Here is an 18,299-nt window from a genome sequence, read left to right on the forward strand (position 1 = left end):
TTATCTTGGCTCCATCAGTTCGTTATCAATCTGTATGCCCGAGATGTCGGCTATCGTATTTACCATATTGGTCAGATCGGCAAGTGCCATCAGCTCCTGCACTTCTTCTAAACTAAAGCCTTCATCACGCAATTCTTCAAAATCGCCATCGGTTGTATTCCGGGGCGCCAGCGCGCAACGCGTTATTACTGCTATTGCTTTGCGATATGACGATGGAATGTAACCGCTATCAAGGTTGTCAGTAAGGCGCAGGTTGTCCTCACCTGTAAGGGTTTTACCCAGGCTATCGGCAATAATGCCATGAGCTTGCGCACAGTAATTACAACCCTTAAGGTTTGATATATTATAAATGATTAACTGCTTTAAAACAAACGGCACCGAACCGCGCAGCATGGTATTGCGCAGTTTCTCCCAATTGCCACGTAAAACGGTGGGGTTATTGCCCTGGCATTTAAACCAGTTTAAAACGAAGGGGATGCCCATCTCCTTCATAGTCTCTTCATATATCAACTTCACTTCAGGGCCGGCATCCTCGTACTCAACCAATTTAAATCGTTGCGACATATACAGTGGGGTTAAATTATAAGTCACCCCTTATCAGTATAATAAAGTTTGTTTTTCTTTTTTTAAGATGATGGTAGATGTGCAGAAAAACGCTGCTTAATTCGCAGCCGGTCTGTCTCAGATACCCCTGCGTTTCTTTTCTTTTACAATGAGACTAAGTTCTCGCCCCATTTGTCCGGCAATGGCAGTGTTCTCCTGTGCACGGCGGAAAAGATATGGCAAAACTGCCTTTATAGGCCCGTAAGGTACATATTTTACTACATTATACCCAGCGTTTGCCAAATTAAAGCTCAGGTTATCGCTCATGCCAAGCAATTGCGAAAAGTAAACATGAGGGTGTTTATGTTCGATGCCTTGCTTGTCCATCAGCTCTGCCAGCAGGCGGCAGCTATTTTCGTTATGGGTACCGGCTACTACAGCCAGGGTGTTGATATTTTCAACAGCATAACGCACAGCCTCATCATAATCTTTGTCGGCCGACTGTTTATCAGGCTGTATGGGCGATTGATACCCCATTTCTGTTGCACGCTTACGCTCTTTTTCCATATAAGCACCACGTACTATTTTGGCGCCTAATATAAAGCCCTCGTTAACCGCAACAGCGTGGTCAGCTTTAATTGATGCCAGCTTATCGTGCCGGTACAACTGGTAAGTATTATAAACAATAATCTTTTCCTTATTAAAGCGTTGCATCATGTCCATCGCGAGCGCATCAATTGTTAACTGTATCCAGCTTTCTTCGGCATCTATCATTACCGGCACCTGCGCGTCATACGCCTTTTGGCAAATATCAAGCACGCGCTGTTGTGCTTTGCTCCACTCGGCTTGTTCAGCAGCGGTAAGTGTAGCGCCGGCATCCAGCTTTTCTAACAATGAAAAACGGCCAACACCGGTAACTTTAAATACGGTAATAGGAATAGCCGGATCACCGGTAGCGCGTTTTATGGTGCGGATGATCTCGTCGCGGGTTTCATCAAATACGGCTTCTTCGTCTTCACCCTCTACTGAATAATCAAGAATGGTACCTACCCCGCCATCGTGCAGGTTTTTGATGGTGGCATCACACTCGGCAATGGTTTCGCCGCCACAAAACTGCTTAAATATGGTGGCTTTGATGATTCCCTTAATAGGTAAACCTATGTTAACTGCAAAATTGGTAATCGGCGGACCAATCTTAACCAAAAAGTTTACATTAATAATGCGGAACAGCCAGTAAGCACGTTTTAGCTCGGCATTGCTTGAATGCCTGAAAGCCACTTCCGTATTATCAAATGATAATACTTCGGCGGGCTTAGCACTGCCGTTTGTAGAGTACGAGGTCATAACTGCAAAAATATAAAATGCGTTAATTAAATCGTTCATTTATGCCGCAATAGTTTAATTTTGCCGCACACATGATCGATTTTGAACTACAGGGCGAATACATTCCACTCATTCAGCTACTTAAAGCCACTAATTTGGTACAAACCGGCGGCGAAGCACAAATTGTTGTTATCGAAGGCGAGGTAAAGTATAACGGGCAGGTTGATTACCGTAAACGCCTGAAAGTTAAGCGTGGCGACGTTGTTGAGTTCAGAAAACAAACCATCAGGATCATTTAAACTATGCAGACCATACAGAGCGATAATTACCCTATTTTTTTTGAGAACAGTATTGATGAACTTGTTAAGTTTATTGAGCGTGGCAAATACAGCAAGTTTTTTGTTTTAACCGACGAACACACCAGTGAGTATTGCCTGCCAAAAATAACCGATCAGCTAAATGAACTGGGTAATTACGATCTGATTGAAATAAACGCCGGCGAAGAAAGCAAGAACATTGACTTTTGCATTGGCGTTTGGAAAACGCTGATTGATTTTGAGGCCGACCGTAAAAGCCTTATGGTTAACCTGGGCGGCGGTGTGATTACCGATATGGGCGGCTTCGCAGCATCAACCTATAAACGGGGGATTGATTTTGTGCACATGCCTACTACCCTGCTGTCGCAGGTTGACGCGTCGGTTGGCGGTAAAACAGGTATTGACGTGGACGGTATAAAAAACATCATCGGCACCTTTACCCAGCCAAAGGCGGTTTTCATAGATACCGATTTTTTGGAAACCTTGCCGCCACGCCAGATACTTTCGGGCCTGGCCGAAATGCTGAAACATGGCCTGATACTGGATGCTGTTTACTGGAACGAACTTAAAAGCAGTGACCTTACCAAACCATCAACCGCGATGGTACACCGCTCAGTAGTGCTGAAGAATGAGGTGGTGATGGAAGACCCTACGGAAAAAAACATCCGTAAGAGCCTGAACTTTGGCCATACCATTGGCCATGCCGTTGAAACCTGGGCGCTGAATGACAAACCCGACTCGCTTACCCATGGAGAAGCCATTGCCATTGGCATGATCTGCGAGAGCTATCTGGCCCATAAAAAAACAGGCCTGAAAGCCGAGGAACTGAACGAAATCACCTCCACATTCAACAAGCTATACCCACGCTTTACCTTTAGCAAAGATATCTACGAAGAACTTTACAGCATTATGCTGAAGGATAAAAAGAACATGGACGGCAAAGTGAACTGCACCCTTTTATCCGCTATCGGCCAATTTAATATTGACAACGTTTGCACTAAAGAGGAACTTTTTGAAGCATTAGACTATTATTTAGCGGGGTAGGCTGTTATGCTGAGCCCGTCGAAGCACTAACGGACTATGCTCACCACACGCCCTTCGTATAACTTATTATATTCACCTGTAAGATGGAGAAACTACCTCAACATATTCTACACAGAAAATCTAAAAATTCCCGATAACATCAATAATTTGTGCTTCACCTCTTTGCCTTTACGCAGCAGGTACTGACGCTTCCTTTCTCTCCGGCAAAAAAAGGATCTGATCTGAGAAAATTCTGCATCGATAGTGCGCAAACAAAAACTGGTGGATGTATGATTATGAGGCAACTTTTACGAAGGTATTGCGAATATGTATATTGTGTGTGTCGTACCGGTTGAAGTTTTATAATCGACCTTAGAGACCTGCGAACGCTTATTAAGATAACTGTACCAAGATGAACTGTTTTTTTCGGGTTAAGCTAATTTGTACTGTAGATCATTTAACACAAATACTTGCAGTCATAAAAAAGAACATTTATTATCGTTTCAAACGCTAACGCCATTGGCCTTAACAACAGAAGCGAAGAGAGAAAATGATCTCAATTTTTCAAACCTTTTGGGAATAAAAAGCTTTTAAAAAAATATAACTTATTTATGGACGGTCTCTCACAGCTTAGCCAGGCCGGTGATTTCTATAAGGCGATCTTTGATCAAATGGATCAAGGCTACATCCTGGTGGAAGTGTTATTTGACGAAAATGACCAGCCTTATGATATCTACTATATTGAATCCAATGCTGCTGCCGACCGCATGACCGGTACTAAACTGGCAGGGAAACATACCAGCGAGCTCGCGCCAAATTATGAACAACACTGGTTCGATATTTTCGGGCGTATTGCTAAAACGGGTGTCGCAGAAAGACACGAGGTTCCCGCCGAACCGCTCGGTGTAATTAATGAGCTCTATGGTTTTAAAGTGGGCGAACCGGAAGAACGCAAACTGGCCGTTATCTATACCGATGTAACTGCACGTAAGCGCCGCACTGCCAACCTGGCCTTTTTGGCCGAGATCGGCAAGGACCTGGTGAAGCTGAACAAACCTTCAGAAACATTGCACGTATTGGGCGCCAAGATCGGCCAGCATTTTAAAGTGCCTCGCGCTATGTTTGTGGAAGCCCGTAAAGATGGTCAAAATGCTTCGGTACAGGACTGGTGCCTTCCCGGGCTGACGAGCATTGCCGGCGACGTAGTATGGGAACAATTTATCACCAAATTATACCTTGAGCAGAGCAATGCAGGTGAAAGTATCGTGGTCGATAATATTTTTGAAAGTTCGCTGATCAACGCTAAGGAGGTCAATGAAACATTCGGAGTCACTTCTTTCATCAACATCCCCATTGTTAGGCATGGTGCATGGTGCTTTACCGTAGGAATATTTGATACTACCGAACGTCAATGGTTGGATGATGAGGTGGAACTATTGCAGGAACTAACTGCGCGCATTTGGGCAGCGGTTGAAAAGGCGAGATCTGACAAAGCATTATTACAGTACGAACAGCGCATGCTATCTATCGCCAACCTCGATCCTGACCTGCTTTGGGACAGTGACCCGGATGGTTCCACCAATTGGTATAACGATCGTTGGCTGGAATATACCGGGCAGCGGTTTGAAGAGGCCATTGGTTGGGGTTGGGTGAACGCAATTCATCCGGACGACCGGGATGGCTCAGCCCAGCGCTACGCACGAGCCGTTGAAGCAGGTCAACCGCTGCAACAGGAGCACCGGATCAAAAGATTTGATGGGGAATACCGCTGGTTCGTTGTCAATGCTTCTCCCATAAAAGATGCGCAGGGACGCGTTGTAAAGATGTATGGCGCAGCTACAGATATTCATGATCGCATACAGGCAGAAAACATCTTGCGCGAAAGCGAAAGAAAATACCGGACGCTCTTTGAAACCATTGATGAAGGGTTTGCCTTGATGGAACTCCATCGAGACGAGGACGGAAGGGTAGTCGATCTTACTTATCGGGAGGTCAACGCAGCCTTCAAACGTTTAACCGGGTGGCAGGGCGCGATAAACAGAAAAGGTAGTGAGCTGATGCCTAACCTGGCGCACCCGCTGCTTGAACAGCTTCAACAGGTAGCTGATACAGGACATTCTTTCCGGAGAGAAGATTTTGTAGCCGACCTGAGCAAGTGGTATGATGTGCATTATTCCAGCATAGGCCATCCGGAAAGCAATTTTATTATCGCTGTTTTCAACGATACCACAGAACGTAAAAGGCAGGAAGAGCATCAGGAGTTCCTGTTGAAATTATCGGATACATTTAGAACCTTGTCTGACTGGAAGAGAATTGAAGAGACCGGTTCGCATATGCTGGCTGAATTTCTGAAGCTGGACCGCGCTTATGTATTTGTTTTATATCCTGCCGATGACCGTGCCATAGTCAGAGCCGAATATCGGAGAGACAGCCTCTTTTCTATCATCGGCGAAGTACGGATGTCGGATTTCCCGGAAACAGTGCGGCAGATTGATGATCAAACCATTGTTTTTAATGACATAGACAGCGACCTCCGACTTTCTGATCTGAATAGGGAATCACTCAGGGCGGTGAATTTGCAGGCTTTTATGTGTGCCAGTGTACGTAAAGATGAAGGAAATGTCCTGTGGTCTTTTGCCGCCGCAACTGCCGTCCCACGGGCATGGACCAATAACGAAATAGCATTGATCGAAACCGTGGCCGAGCGTATCTGGGCAGCGGTGGAAAGAGCTAAAGTAGAAGAGGCATTGCGTGAAAGTGAAGAAAAATACCGTACTGCGTTAGAACAGGAGGTTGCGGATCGTACCAGCGAACTTAGGGAGCAGTATGCTTTGCAGCAGACCATGCTGGACACGACGCTGATCGGTATGTCTGTATTTTCCCCGGTGAGAGATGAGCTGAATGAGATCATTGATTTTCGTATTGTTACTGTTAATAAAAAGGTCGAGCGTTCAACCGGTCGAAAAGATATGGTAGGTAAGTTATATGCTGAACTTTTTCCGGGCATTAAACAAATGGGGCTTTTTGATACAATGGTTAAAACAATGGAAGTCGGCGAGCCACAGCAACTGGAATATCATTACAACTATGATGGTGTTGACCGTTGGTATTCCACTATGTTTGTTAAAGGAGAGGATCTTTTGGTGAGTACCAACTTAGATATTACGGAGCAAGTGCAGAACGAACAAAGAATGCGTGAAATGGAAGACGCCCAGCAACTGGAAATTTTTCGGGTAACGCTGCAAACCCAGGAGGAAGAACGCCGCAGGATATCAGAAAGTTTGCATAACGGGCTGGGGCAAATATTGTATGGCATTAAAATGAGTCTGACTCAGCTCAAAGCAACAAAAGTTTTTAGTAACCCTAAGCAATATGAAGATGATCGCGAATATACCAGCCAGCTCATTTCAGACGCGATTCGTGAAAGCCGGCGCATTTCGCACGAACTTATGCCCCAGGTACTGGACGAATTCGGACTGAAGGCAGCCATCGAGGAGATGTGTAGACAAATGCAGGATGGCGTAAGGTTTGATTGTAAGGTAAAATTGGAAAATGCCCTGTTAGACAAATACATGCAATTGGCCGTTTTCCGTACAGTGCAGGAGTTAATGGTAAATGTCATCAAACATGCGCAGGCAACGCAGTCAGTTGCTGAAGTACGCCTTAAAGACGATGATATCCTGATACGCGTCAGCGATAATGGCCGCGGCATTCCACAGGTGAAAACCGGCAAAGACGGTATCGGTCTTGCGTCCATCCGCAGTAAAGTAGACTTATTGAACGGGAAATTTGAGTTGAATTCCAAACAGGGCGAGGGCACAACAGTAGTAATACATTTACCGTATATCTACTAAAAAACGAAACGCTTTGAACCTGAGCTCAAAGTTAGCGTCGTTACTTAATGATTAGGTTATTGATAGTAGATGGTAGTGAGATCGTTCGAAACGGGCTCCGCCGACTGTACGGGGTGAACCGGACCTAATTGCCATCGCTGTAGCTACCGGCGGCCGGTGCACGAGGCTACCTTCTTAAAGGTAAAAATGATCAGGAACCATTTGACTGTATCCGTGCTGTCAGTGGATTCCTTACCTTTACAAGCTCCTGCCTGTCATCCTGAATTCCCGTATTTCGCCTCAATATTACCGTATTCATCCCTACACGGGATTTTTCTTCTGCTTTATTTTTGCTTACAAAGTATTATCTATTGAAAACAACAAAAAATGTACGACTGCGTTTCCGATTTGCCGGTGAATTATATTCAGTAACCGTTAATAGTATAAATTATACCGGATCACTAATCGTCAGTAAATTGCGTGTCGGGCATACGCAGTTTTGGCTGATATTACAAAACGGAGTTTGGCGCTTTGTAAGTGATATGCCACTTTGCAGGGACTTAAAATCTATCCTGGTAGCCAAGGTCGCCGGTTTACACGGTTTGTCTACACAAACGGCTGACCAGCTTTCGCCGCGCAACGGTGTCCTGTTGAATGCCGTTTTAAGCGTATTGGCAATCAAAAAAGATTCATTTGTATGACTAATGGGCAAATTTTACTGATCGATGATGATCCGGATTTTAGCCTCATCATCCGCGAAGTGGTAAAAATGGAAAGTTATACATTTACCGGTGTTCAGAAAGTTGATTGTTTGACCAGTTTGATGCAAAAGCATAGCCCAGACCTCGTATTGCTGGATTTTTGCCTGAAGGGCCGCAATGGCGGCGAGTTGTGCTGTTTTATCCGTAATGAATTGCGGCTTCAATTGCCAGTAGTACTGCTATCAACTTATCCTGAAGCGCAATTGCCGCTGGCGCAAATTCCATTTCCGTTTTTATTTCTAAATCCTTTGATCTTTGGCGTTCATCGGATGTCGGAATGATCTAATGCATAGTGTCAAACATGAATGATATCAGTACCGTCAATAAAGTATTTTTAGTTGGGCAGATCAGCCGCACGCCGCGCTGGCATAAAAAAGGCGCGGAAGACGCAGCTCTATGTTTTACTGTGACGACCTTGGAAATGCATCGTCAGCAGAACAAGCTGATCGAACATGTGGAGCAACACGCTGTCAAGTTAGAGGAAAAACGTTTTGAAAGAGAGTTGAAATTAGGGCAAACCGTTCATGTGGAAGGAAAACTAAAAACCACGGCGTTTCTGGAAGATGGAATCCGCCGTTACAAGACAGAGGTTGTGGCTATGAGGGTAACCCCTGTTTAAGTAAGGAGGCCATGTCGCATCGCAAAGGCAATTAGGGCCAGTGAATTCTTGCTGCCGGTCTTTTCGATCATAGCTTGGCGGTAACCCTCAACCGTGCGTTTGCTTGTAAACATTTTATCAGCCGTTTCTTCATTGGTAAAACCTGCGGCGATCAGTTGCAAGGCTTCCAGTTCCCGTTCCGAAAACTCTATGCCTTCCGCTTTTGTGTTGGCACCCTGCGGGATTGCTATCTTTTTTATAACGCGGTCAGATAGCCCGGCGCAGAGATAAGGCTGCCCTTCGGCCACTTGTCTAATGGCAAACAATACTTCTTTTTCACCGGCAGTTTTAAATAAATAGCTTTTGATACCATGCTGAAATGCCTGCTGAATGTGCTGGTCGTCTTCCTGTATGGTCAACAGGATAGTTTGTAAATCGGGATATTTTTCATGGATCACTTTAGCCAGTTCCAGACCGTTCATTTCTGGCATATTGAGGTCTGTTAATAGGACGTCAGCCTGCACGCCCTATTCCAACAACGCCAGCACTTCCCAGCCGTTCCTGGCTTCTCCTACCACCTTAATATCACTTTCATCTTCCAGTGTCCGGCTGATCCCCCGGCGCACCATCTGGTGGTCATCCGCGATCAGTACTTTTATCATACAAATTTAAACGCTTTTACTCTTTTTTTGTTTGAAGCTGCCGATATTGATCCAACTATCAGCGCATCCGCTAAAGCCCCAAATTACGTGCGGCCGTTAAGCTGTTTTTAATATTGTCTCTTAATAAATAAATAAATGAATTGTACCGCAGTCACGATAAAAAATGCCATAATCTTGATACGTTCACACTATACCTTTGACTATATTATTAACACGTAAATAGTCAATATTAATTATGGAACAAAAATTTCCCTTGCCACCTTTTAATCGCGAAACGGCTATACAAAAAGTACAATTGGCCGAAGACGCCTGGAATACGCAAGACCCTGAAAAAGTATCGAAAGCCTATACGGTTGACAGTGAATGGCGAAACCGGTCAACCTTTTTGAACGGCAGAGAAGCAATTGTAAAATTTCTGACTACAAAATGGCAGAATGAGCATCAGTACAAACTCAAAAAGGAACTCTGGGCATTTACTGATAACCGGATCGCTGTTCGTTTTGAATATGAATATCACAATAGTGATGGGCAGTGGTTTCGCGCATATGGCAACGAGAATTGGGAATTTGATGAAAACGGTTTGATGCAAAAAAGATATGCCAGTATAAACGATGTTCCTATTCATGAATCCGAGCGCCGTTTATAACCATACTATTTATCAACTGCAATTTTTGGGGCTGTCTTTTTTAGTTACGTTTTTCATGATGATCTTAATCACAGCAATTGCCTAAACAAATAAAGAGTAGCGGCGTTATTTATTTCGATTTAAACAGATGCTCAGACATTATCTGTTAGCTAACATTAATTTGAAATAGTATGTCGCTCAGGTCTTTATCAAAAACCAGGTGGAGAATTGAACCTGACCGGGTTATTATATTTCCCTACCGGTTGTTTTATATCTTCGCTGTTTTTATGGGTGTTTTTTCAGTTGTATTACTGGTTGTATACACACAATATCAAAACACCAGCATCACCACATCTACACCGTTGCTGTTGTTATCAGTATTAATTGTGGCTTTATTTGTTGGATATGGATTAACCTACGTTGAATTTGATAACAGATCAGCCAGGATGCGGAAAATGCTGATGGGATTTTTACCGGTAGCGAGTCTTCCCTTTTCGCAGCTTCAGGGAATTAACCCGGTAAGTAATACAGCAGGCGGCTATAACTATCGCTTATTCCGGAAAAACGCGCGATACGGCAAGGGTATTGTGGTATCATCGGGTTATAGTAAAAGCGATGATCCGAATGCTATCGCCTTTGTTGATGAAGCGGTTACAGTAGTTCATGGTTACCTTGACCTGCATGATTCACCGGCGGACTTTGTAACGCAGCCCATAGCCTCACTTAAGTATTTTGAACAAGATGGCAGTGTGTACGCGATCAAGACTAAAAAAGCAGGTGCGCTGATCTTTGCGCTGTTCTTTTTAGGTTTAGCGGTTTGGATGTTCACTGTGTCTGTTGAAAGCCTATTGGCTACACTGTTAATAATAGCTTTCCTGTTATTAATGGGGCTTGTATTTTTAAACGCGGCGTTTACGAAAATTGTATTTGATCCACACGCCAAAACGGTGCAAAGGACGGGCTTGTTCAACTTTTTCAATAAGCATTACGATTTCAGCAATTTTGTAGGTATTCAAACCATACGCCATTCCATGAATTTTATTTACGTACGCACTTCAATCAATCTGTATTTCGAGGTGCCCGGTAAAAATGGTAAACAGGATATACTTACTATTGGATCGCATTACCGGAGTAAAAGTGTAGAACGCTTTATCCAGGAGTTTTATCAAGTAATGGGTGTTTAGATCATGTCATCTCGTCCTGTAACTTCTTAAACGTGCGCGTACGTAAGCGCCTGTTTCTGTTAGCTGTGAAACAGGCCAGCCACCCTTGGCCGAAGCTCCGGGTTGAACGATAGAGCATAATTCGTTACGCTTGTCGGCAATAGACCAGTTTACCCAACTGATCTGGTTCTTCTCCAAAAAATTAAACCAAGCTTGCCACTCTTTATAGTCGATACGGCCGCTACCTGTAGCTTCGGTACCATTGCATTCTGACACAAATACCGGGATGCCTTTATTTAGAGCGTAAGTACAATCATCACGTAGCCATTTGCCATGTGATGCTGCGTAGAAATGTACAGTGTACATAATGTTATCAAACCCTGTAATAGGTGATTTAGCTACCGCTTTAATGCTCTGATCCCATTTAGGGTTGCCAACCAGTATTATGTTGTGTGCATCGTACTTTCTGATAGTTTTGATGATTTCTATTGAGTAAGCCTTAACATCGTCCCAGGTTTCATGATCAGGCTCGTTATACAATTCATAAATTATATTAGGGTAACCGGCGTATGTTTTTGCCATCTCTGTAAAAAATTCCTTCGCTTCGGCCGTATGTATATCATGCGCATGGAAATCAATAATAATGTAAATGCCGTTTTTTATGGCGGCATTCACAACCGTTTTTACCAATTTGACTTGCGCAGCACGGTTGCCTTTTACATATCCGCCCGAAAACTCAGCGCCCATGGCCGCCCGCAATACGTCTACCTTAAAATCGGTAGCCATCCAGTTAACCACATCTTCATTCCAAAACTGTGGCCAAAAATTACTCCAGCCATAGCTTTGTCCCCTTAGCATAGCATTATCGCCTTGTTCGTTTTTGAGGTATCGGCCACCTACATGCAAGCGGCCGTTAACAGCTACCGGAGTACCCGGCGGTGCCGTGGGAATCGTCACGCCAATCGTATTGAAGGAATTCTTGCCGCGTAAATTCTTAGCGCAAAGCGTATAAACGCAAGCGGATAAAATTAAAGACGAAAGAATGATATAAAATTTTTTCATTAGAAGTAGTAGGGGAGGGCTCGTTCAAAAAAAGGTATGCCCGCATCCTTTAAAGCTTATTTTTTATTAACTACCACAAATACCGCGCCTCGTGCCGGTACAGTTACCCTTATACCGTTTGCAGTTGCGGCTGAGCGGGCCTTTATTGAGCTGTAACCTGCAGGGCCGCCTGCCTCGAGTGCAGTGCCGCTACCGTTTACAGTTACCTTGCGCGAAAATTCGCCATTATCATTACCGCCCTCCAGGCTGTACCAATAAAAACGGCTGCCCGGATTAAAGTTGTTAAATTTTAACAATACATTTTGTGCTGTTGCGGAGGTGTTAACCAAATTTACATTGGTTTCGCCCGATGAGTAGGTTGTAGCGTAGCTTTTAACGGCGGTAGTTCCGGTCACAGATGAGGGTATCATTCTATCGCCCAATAGCTTTTGAAAATAGTACATATAGTAAAATGATGGCCTGAGGTTCCATTTGGGGATGCCAGGCTCGTCGCCTCCGCTAAATAAGCCATGATCGTTGCCATTATCCCAACCGTTTACCAAATCCCAGCGTGCGGCCATGCCATACTGGTTTTTTATAGCCTCTGCCTGTACTATTACAGCAAACAAGCCGCTTACGTTAGATACCTGCTGCTTGGAACCTGATGCAAAAATGTTCCATTCATCAAGCGCGATAGGTTTTGGGGCAGCGCCGTATTTCTGAAATTCCTGCCCCATAAAGTGCGCCATTTCTGTTGTTACGGTAGATGCCGAGTTTAATATAGCCGTAGCGTCTTCGTTCCCGCTGCTGGTGTAATAATTATGGATCACATAAAAATCGGCCTTGTTTTTTGATGCATTCAGCACTCCGGAGTTCCAGGTTTTAGTGGTTTGTGTTTGCCATGATTCAGTAGCCGCTGCCTCGTAAAGCACCACACCAATATGGATGGTTTTATTTATGTCTGCCGCTGCTTTGCGCATCGAATCGATAAACACATTGGCATGATTTCCGTAAAGCTCGCCGGTAATTATCTCAGGCTGGCCGTCTTTATTAGCCGCTTTGTTTATGCGGTAGCCTGCCTGCCAGCTCCCATAATGCTCGTTACCTATTTCCCAATATTTGGTACGGCCATTATCAAAACGTACCCACTGGGCAGCCAGATGAGCCGCGTTAGCTACCGGCGTAGCAGATGTGCTATAGCGTGCATACGAATAGTTTACTGAGATTATACCCTTTGAGTTGGTGCTTTGTAAGAGTTCATAATAATTATTAAGATTGAACTGCCAGTTGAGTTTTGTTTTGCCATATAGATAACTTGCAGGCTGGGTTACGCCGTTTTCGTTTACAGCGGTGTTCGGCACGTCATCCGGGAGGTGGCCTTCTTCTTCGTTCCAAAAATAATTATTGGCCGAATTTCCGCCGGGGAAACGGATCATACCGGCGTTCAGATTTTTTACATCGCTTACAGCCTGTGCCGGTAACGGCCCCATCCACCACACCGCGTTATGCCCGAAAATTGTGCGCGGTATCCTGGTGATCACTGATGAAGCATCAATGGTGACAGTTCCTGCAGCTTGTGCAGGGATGGACGCTTCCGTATAGTCGGGCGCGGTAAATTGCCGTGCAGACCAATCATCAGCAAAAAAACCAATCGTTTTTGCCGTTTCCGGGTCATCAACAGGCACTACCTGCGTAACCGGATCTACCGGCGGGTCAACTTTTTTATCGTCGGCGGGTTTGCTTTCTTTTTTGCATGATACGGCTGCAATAGCCCAAAGGCACATAAGGGTGCGGGTATTCAATAGTCGCATAATATTTACAGGTAATAATCGGCTTAAATTCTGGTGTAGTACGCTGCAATACTATCAAAACAAACAGCCAATCAAATTATCACGCTGTGCAAAAACGTATCATTTAATGCCCTGAAATACGTTATAACCCCAGTTTATAAATTGCTTTTGCCGTTCAAATAAGTTTTAGGGCTCATACCGTACTTTTTTGAAAACGAACGGCTGAAATTAGCAGGTTCAGAAAAGCCCACTTTATAAGCTACTTCAGCTATCGTAAAATCACCGCTCAATAATAGCGCTGCCGCTTTTTCCATCCGGATGTCAGTCACAAAATCATGCACCGTTTTGTTGGTAAGGGCGCTTATTTTTCGATAAAGTTGCCGGCGACTCATTTGCAGGCGTTCGGCAAGGGTGTCAATATCAAAATCAATATCCGCTATATTATCCTCCACAATCTTGATCGCCTTTTTCAGGAATTGCTTATCAATGGGTGATATCTCAACCTGCACATGTTTTTCTTCAACTGTATTGCTATATAATTCCCGTAGCTTTTTGCGCGAATCCAGTATATTCTGTATTCTTACTTTAAGCAAAGCGGAGTTGTAAGGTTTAGCAATATAGGCGTCAGCACCGGTAGTGTAACCCTCAATCCGGTTCTCTTCGGTTTGTCGTGCTGTTAACAGTATAACGGGTATATGGCTGGTTTTTTCGTCAGTTTTAAGCTTATTGCACAGTTCGAGCCCATCGTGCCCGGGCATAAGTATATCGCTTATCACCATGTCAGGCACAATTTTTATGGCCATTTCGTAACCTTCCAAACCGTCGCAGGCCTGGTATACCAGGTAAGTTTCTGATAGTTCCTGTGTAATGTAACGGCGCAGGTTATCATTGTCTTCAACCACTAAAATTACAGGTAAGTTAGTGTCAATATTGTCGGGTATAATTTCTAAAGCGGTTTGCTCTTTATACTCGCCAATTTGTTCTTTTGTGTTGTCAGGAATGTTTTCCGGCCCATCATCCAAGCCCGAGCCAACAGGTATCCGCACAATAAAATCAGTGCCTTTGCCTTCTTCACTTTCAACCACAATGTCGCCGTTATGCATGGTAACCAATTCCTTTGTAAGCGCCAAGCCTATGCCGCTCGATTCTTTGGCGAAGCGTTGGGTGCCTTTTACCTGGTAAAAAATGTCAAATATCTTTTCATGGAACTGTTTTGGTATGCCTATCCCTGTATCTACAACATGTATCTCGATAAATTCCTTATCGTTTATATTTACTTGTTTTACCAACACCGTCACCATTCCGTTGTCGGGTGTGTGTTTAAAGGCGTTGGCGAGCAGGTTAGTTAATATTTTATGCAGCTTATCGCTGTCGAGCCAGGCATGGGTAACGTTATCTTCTATCCGAAGTGAATATTGAATGTTACGCTCGTTAGCTTTCAAATTAAAATTGTCAAATGCATCCGATACCAGTGCCTCTACACGTACTTTTTTTAGATCGGGTTGCATGTTGCCGCTTTCAAGTTTTCTAAAATCGAGCAATTGGTTCACAAGCGCCATCAGCCTTACAGCGTTTTTATAAGCCAAAGCGCTGTATGAATTTACTTTTTCAGCACTGATATCACCTGTGGAAATTTTACGGATAGGGTCAATAATCAGCGATAGGGGTGTGCGTAATTCGTGCGATATGTTGGTGAAAAAGTTAAGCTTTAACTGATTTAATTCCTGTGTTTTACTTGCTGATAATTTTTGAAATTCAATTTCATTTTTCAGCTTTTCCCTCGATACTATTTCCCGGTAGATAACATACAAAATGCCGGCAATAACGGCTATATAAATAAGGTAAGCAATGTTAGTTTTCCAAAACGGGGGCTTAATAATAATTTTAATGAATGCACCCTGCCTGTTCCATACGCCATCATTGTTTGAGGCGATGACCCTAAAGGTATACTCGCCCGGATCAAGGTTGGTATAAGTAACCTTTCTTTCATTTCTTATGTGATTCCATCGCCTGTCAAATCCTTCGAGGCGATAGGCATACCGGTTTTTCTGCGGGATAGTATAATTCAACGCGGCAAATTCTATGGTAAACACCGATTGGTTGTGAGAAAGCGCTATTTCACGCGTTTCATTGATGTTGAGTTGAAGCGGAGAGTTTTTATTAGCTACAGGCACCGATTTGTTAAACAGCAAGAAATCGGTTATTACAACGGGCGGAATATGCCGGTTGATTTTTATATCATCAGGATCAATCAGATTAAAACCGTTAAGCCCTCCAAACAATAAATCGTTGTTGTTTAATGTGATACCAGCCCCTAAAAAAAACTCGTTGCTTTGCAGTCCGTTAAGCACTGTAAACGTTTTAAATTTCTTGGTATGCGGATCATACTGATTAATGCCATTGTCGGTACTGATCCACAGCATGCCGTTTTTATCCTCACTAATCGAATTGATAATATTACCGGCAAGTCCGTTTGATCTGTTGAAGGGCTTAAAGCGGTGGGTAGTATTATCAAATAAATGCAGGCCGCCACCCATGGTGCCAACCCATATGTTTTTTTGTTTATCCTGGTAAATAGCGTAAATAATATCGCTTTGTAAACCGCTGTTAAGTGTGTTATAATAGGTGAATTTCCCGGTTTTAGGGTTAAGCATATTCAGGCCACCGGAGTAGGTGCCTATCCAGATGTTTCCATCAGCGTCCTCACACAAACTCCTGACGAAATTACTGCTGATGCTTTGGCCATATTGGGTATACATGTAATTTTTAAACCGGCCGGTAGCCGGATTAAGCATACTCACGCCGCCGCCGTTGGTGCCGGCCCAGATGTTACCTTGCCGGTCTTCCATCAAGGTATATACAGCATTGTTCTTCAGCCCGGCGTTGTAAAATACGGGTTTCATAGTGCTGAGATCCATTTTTATCAATCCGTTGCCATAAGTACCTGCCCACAAGACCTTTTTATCAGCCGATAGCTTAAGCGCCAAAACAGAAAGCGAGGGAAAATAATGTTGTTTTGATTGCGGGTTAAAAGCTGTGAACCAGTTATTTTTACGTTGCCAGTGATACAAGCCGCCACCATCAGTGCCTACCCAAACATCGCCATCAGCCCCTTCGGCAAAGGAGCTTACGGTATTGGTGTTGAGGTTTTCGTTATTGAAATTACGGTATAGTTTAAAGCTGGTTTCGTTTTTGTCGTACTTATTTATGCCGCCGTTATAAGTACCCACCCATAAAATGCCTACGTTATCAACCAATAGTGAGTATACCGAACTGTGGCTTAGCGACCGTTCGTCAAACGGCAATTCCTGGTAATGCGTGAACGTTTTGGATGATAGCTCAAAGTGATCGAGCGCGCTTTCTGTTGCTACCCACAAATTGTTGGCCCCATCGTTACTTATCGCGTTGACTACATTATTACTCAGGCTATTATTGTTGTTGGATTTGTGTTTATATACCTCGAATTTTCTACTATCGGCGCTTAGCTTATTAAGCCCGTCAGCAGTACCTATCCAAAGGTTTCCTGATGCATCCTGGTTTATGCAATTAACTTTATTGTGGCTAAGGCTTGTTGCATCGCTGTCATTATTCAAAAAAGTTTTACAACTGCCTGTTTTAGGGTTCAATATGTTTAGGCCGCCGGCAGTTCCTATCCACAGCCTGTTTTTGCTATCCTGATAAATGCAGCTAATCGTGTTGTTTGACAGAGTACCTGTACTCGCGGCAAACTGTTTAACCTGCCTGGTTTTGCGGTTTAACAGATTCAGCTTATTAAATGTACCCACCCAAAAATTCTTTTGCCGGTCTTCATAAATAGCGGTAACGGCCAGGTCGCTTATTAAAGTACTGTTTGCTCCCTTTGTACCAATCGAAACAAAGGCATCTTTACCCCGGTCATACAGAACCAACCCGCCATCACTGGTTCCAATCCATAGGTCGCCGTTACTATCCTCAAAAAGGCAGTTAATGTCATTTCCCGGGATGCTTGTGCTGTCTTTTAAGTTGTGCTGATAAATCTTAAAACTGTAGCCATCGTATTTATTGAGTCCGTTTTGGGTACCAAACCACATAAACCCAAGCTTATCTTTTAAAATACAGTTTACCTTGCTTTGCGATAATCCGTTAAGCGTAGTTAGATGCGTAAACTGCACATTGCTCTGCGCATAGCTTTTCCCTAATAAAATAGGTAGGCAAAAAAGTACCAGCCTCGCAACGGGTTTAAACATATTAAACGAGCTATCAGTAATGTTTATTAACGGTTTATAAAGCGCAATTGTAATCGATACCGCGCTTTGGAATTTTACCCAAAGCAATATAATCTAATTGTTAATACCTAATTGTAGGCAGATTTTTTCTTAAAACATTTAATGAGTAGTTATTTGGTTGTGCTGTACGCAATCTGTAGAACTGAATTAACAAGGACGTGATGCGTTGTAGTGCCACATGTCATATTTTGATAAGTAAAGTAGTGCAGGATTATGGTAAATAGAGCTACAAATTTGCCTGCTCAGATATTTGCCCGTTATAAGATTAAAACCTGAAAGGCACTTATTGATAAGTAATTAACGTTACTGCGATTGTGTGCTTTTAAGAATGCTCCTAATGTATTTTACTCATAAG

General features: G+C 43.6%; 15 protein-coding genes. 8 read left to right on the plus strand and 7 right to left on the minus strand.

The features are described 5' to 3' along the window. The gene (locus tag LT679_RS00755; protein ID WP_232174988.1) at positions 1-564 is read right to left on the minus strand and encodes a carboxymuconolactone decarboxylase family protein; all 564 of its coding nucleotides are present in this window, start codon (positions 562-564) and stop codon (positions 1-3) included. A gap of 117 nt (positions 565-681) precedes the next feature. Continuing rightward, positions 682-1,887, minus strand: coding sequence for a proline dehydrogenase family protein (locus LT679_RS00760; protein WP_232176045.1), 1,206 nt, complete (start codon positions 1,885-1,887; stop codon positions 682-684). A 71-nt stretch (positions 1,888-1,958) separates the two neighbouring features. Between LT679_RS00760 and LT679_RS00765 the strand changes: the two genes are divergently transcribed. From LT679_RS00765 to LT679_RS00790, 6 genes are all read left to right on the plus strand, one after another. Continuing rightward, complete coding sequence (locus LT679_RS00765) at positions 1,959-2,165, plus strand: RNA-binding S4 domain-containing protein (RefSeq protein ID WP_232174989.1); 207 nt, start codon at positions 1,959-1,961, stop codon at positions 2,163-2,165. Positions 2,166-2,168: 3 nt separating this feature from the next. Continuing rightward, positions 2,169-3,227, plus strand: a complete 1,059-nt coding sequence (gene aroB, locus LT679_RS00770; RefSeq protein WP_232174990.1) for a 3-dehydroquinate synthase — start codon at positions 2,169-2,171, stop codon at positions 3,225-3,227. Positions 3,228-3,817: 590 nt separating this feature from the next. After that, on the plus strand, positions 3,818-7,060 hold the full coding sequence (locus LT679_RS00775) for a PAS domain-containing protein (RefSeq protein WP_232174991.1): 3,243 nt from the start codon (positions 3,818-3,820) through the stop codon (positions 7,058-7,060). 350 nt (positions 7,061-7,410) lie between these two features. Next, positions 7,411-7,740: a hypothetical protein gene (locus LT679_RS00780; RefSeq protein ID WP_232174992.1), complete on the plus strand. Its 330-nt coding sequence runs from the start codon at positions 7,411-7,413 to the stop codon at positions 7,738-7,740. Continuing rightward, positions 7,737-8,081 carry a response regulator gene (locus LT679_RS00785; protein WP_232174993.1) on the plus strand — a complete coding sequence of 115 codons (345 nt, stop codon included), beginning with the start codon at positions 7,737-7,739 and terminating at the stop codon, positions 8,079-8,081. Before LT679_RS00780 ends, LT679_RS00785 begins: the two co-directional genes overlap by 4 nt. A gap of 20 nt (positions 8,082-8,101) precedes the next feature. Further along, positions 8,102-8,419 (plus strand): single-stranded DNA-binding protein, encoded by a 318-nt coding sequence (locus LT679_RS00790; RefSeq protein WP_232174994.1) that lies wholly within the window; start codon positions 8,102-8,104, stop codon positions 8,417-8,419. Here the strand turns inward: LT679_RS00790 and LT679_RS18670 are convergent. Continuing rightward, on the minus strand, positions 8,416-8,922 hold the full coding sequence (locus LT679_RS18670; protein ID WP_317206522.1) for a response regulator transcription factor: 507 nt from the start codon (positions 8,920-8,922) through the stop codon (positions 8,416-8,418). The genes LT679_RS00790 and LT679_RS18670 overlap by 4 nt on opposite strands. Positions 8,923-8,925: 3 nt before the next feature. Next, positions 8,926-9,060: a response regulator transcription factor gene (locus LT679_RS18580; RefSeq protein WP_262909222.1), complete on the minus strand. Its 135-nt coding sequence runs from the start codon at positions 9,058-9,060 to the stop codon at positions 8,926-8,928. Positions 9,061-9,295: 235 nt separating this feature from the next. On the opposite strand from LT679_RS18580, the gene LT679_RS00800 reads away from it, so the two are divergent. After that, entirely contained in the window at positions 9,296-9,706 is a 411-nt protein-coding gene (locus LT679_RS00800; protein ID WP_232174996.1) for a nuclear transport factor 2 family protein, read from the plus strand. Positions 9,707-9,972: 266 nt separating this feature from the next. Then, a complete protein-coding gene (locus LT679_RS00805; protein WP_232174997.1) occupies positions 9,973-10,869 on the plus strand; it encodes a hypothetical protein in 897 nt (298 codons plus the stop codon). 6 nt (positions 10,870-10,875) lie between these two features. Here the strand turns inward: LT679_RS00805 and LT679_RS00810 are convergent, their stop codons facing one another. The 3 genes from LT679_RS00810 to LT679_RS00820 form a co-directional block, all read right to left on the minus strand. Next, entirely contained in the window at positions 10,876-11,910 is a 1,035-nt protein-coding gene (locus tag LT679_RS00810; protein ID WP_232174998.1) for a glycoside hydrolase family 5 protein, read from the minus strand. 56 nt (positions 11,911-11,966) lie between these two features. Beyond that, positions 11,967-13,700, minus strand: a complete 1,734-nt coding sequence (locus tag LT679_RS00815; protein WP_232174999.1) for an alpha-L-arabinofuranosidase — start codon at positions 13,698-13,700, stop codon at positions 11,967-11,969. 134 nt (positions 13,701-13,834) lie between these two features. Continuing rightward, positions 13,835-17,905: a hybrid sensor histidine kinase/response regulator transcription factor gene (locus LT679_RS00820; protein WP_232175000.1), complete on the minus strand. Its 4,071-nt coding sequence runs from the start codon at positions 17,903-17,905 to the stop codon at positions 13,835-13,837. Positions 17,906-18,299 lie beyond the last annotated feature (394 nt).

It is taken from the genome of Mucilaginibacter roseus, from assembly GCF_021215455.1.
Taxonomy (GTDB): domain Bacteria; phylum Bacteroidota; class Bacteroidia; order Sphingobacteriales; family Sphingobacteriaceae; genus Mucilaginibacter; species Mucilaginibacter roseus.

What these genes read in the sequence shown, in the direction of transcription:
- LT679_RS00765 (WP_232174989.1), top strand. Translation starts at nt 1,959, where the DNA reads ATGATCGATTTTGAACTACAGGGCGAATACATTCCACTCATTCAGCTA.
- LT679_RS00755 (WP_232174988.1), bottom strand. Translation starts at nt 564, where the DNA reads ATGTCGCAACGATTTAAATTGGTTGAGTACGAGGATGCCGGCCCTGAA.
- LT679_RS00805 (WP_232174997.1), top strand. Translation starts at nt 9,973, where the DNA reads ATGGGTGTTTTTTCAGTTGTATTACTGGTTGTATACACACAATATCAA.
- LT679_RS00760 (WP_232176045.1), bottom strand. Translation starts at nt 1,887, where the DNA reads ATGACCTCGTACTCTACAAACGGCAGTGCTAAGCCCGCCGAAGTATTA.
- LT679_RS00800 (WP_232174996.1), top strand. Translation starts at nt 9,296, where the DNA reads ATGGAACAAAAATTTCCCTTGCCACCTTTTAATCGCGAAACGGCTATA.
- aroB (WP_232174990.1), top strand. Translation starts at nt 2,169, where the DNA reads ATGCAGACCATACAGAGCGATAATTACCCTATTTTTTTTGAGAACAGT.
- LT679_RS00785 (WP_232174993.1), top strand. Translation starts at nt 7,737, where the DNA reads ATGACTAATGGGCAAATTTTACTGATCGATGATGATCCGGATTTTAGC.
- LT679_RS00820 (WP_232175000.1), bottom strand. Translation starts at nt 17,905, where the DNA reads ATGTTTAAACCCGTTGCGAGGCTGGTACTTTTTTGCCTACCTATTTTA.
- LT679_RS00775 (WP_232174991.1), top strand. Translation starts at nt 3,818, where the DNA reads ATGGACGGTCTCTCACAGCTTAGCCAGGCCGGTGATTTCTATAAGGCG.
- LT679_RS00815 (WP_232174999.1), bottom strand. Translation starts at nt 13,700, where the DNA reads ATGCGACTATTGAATACCCGCACCCTTATGTGCCTTTGGGCTATTGCA.
- LT679_RS00790 (WP_232174994.1), top strand. Translation starts at nt 8,102, where the DNA reads ATGAATGATATCAGTACCGTCAATAAAGTATTTTTAGTTGGGCAGATC.
- LT679_RS00810 (WP_232174998.1), bottom strand. Translation starts at nt 11,910, where the DNA reads ATGAAAAAATTTTATATCATTCTTTCGTCTTTAATTTTATCCGCTTGC.
- LT679_RS18580 (WP_262909222.1), bottom strand. Translation starts at nt 9,060, where the DNA reads ATGATAAAAGTACTGATCGCGGATGACCACCAGATGGTGCGCCGGGGG.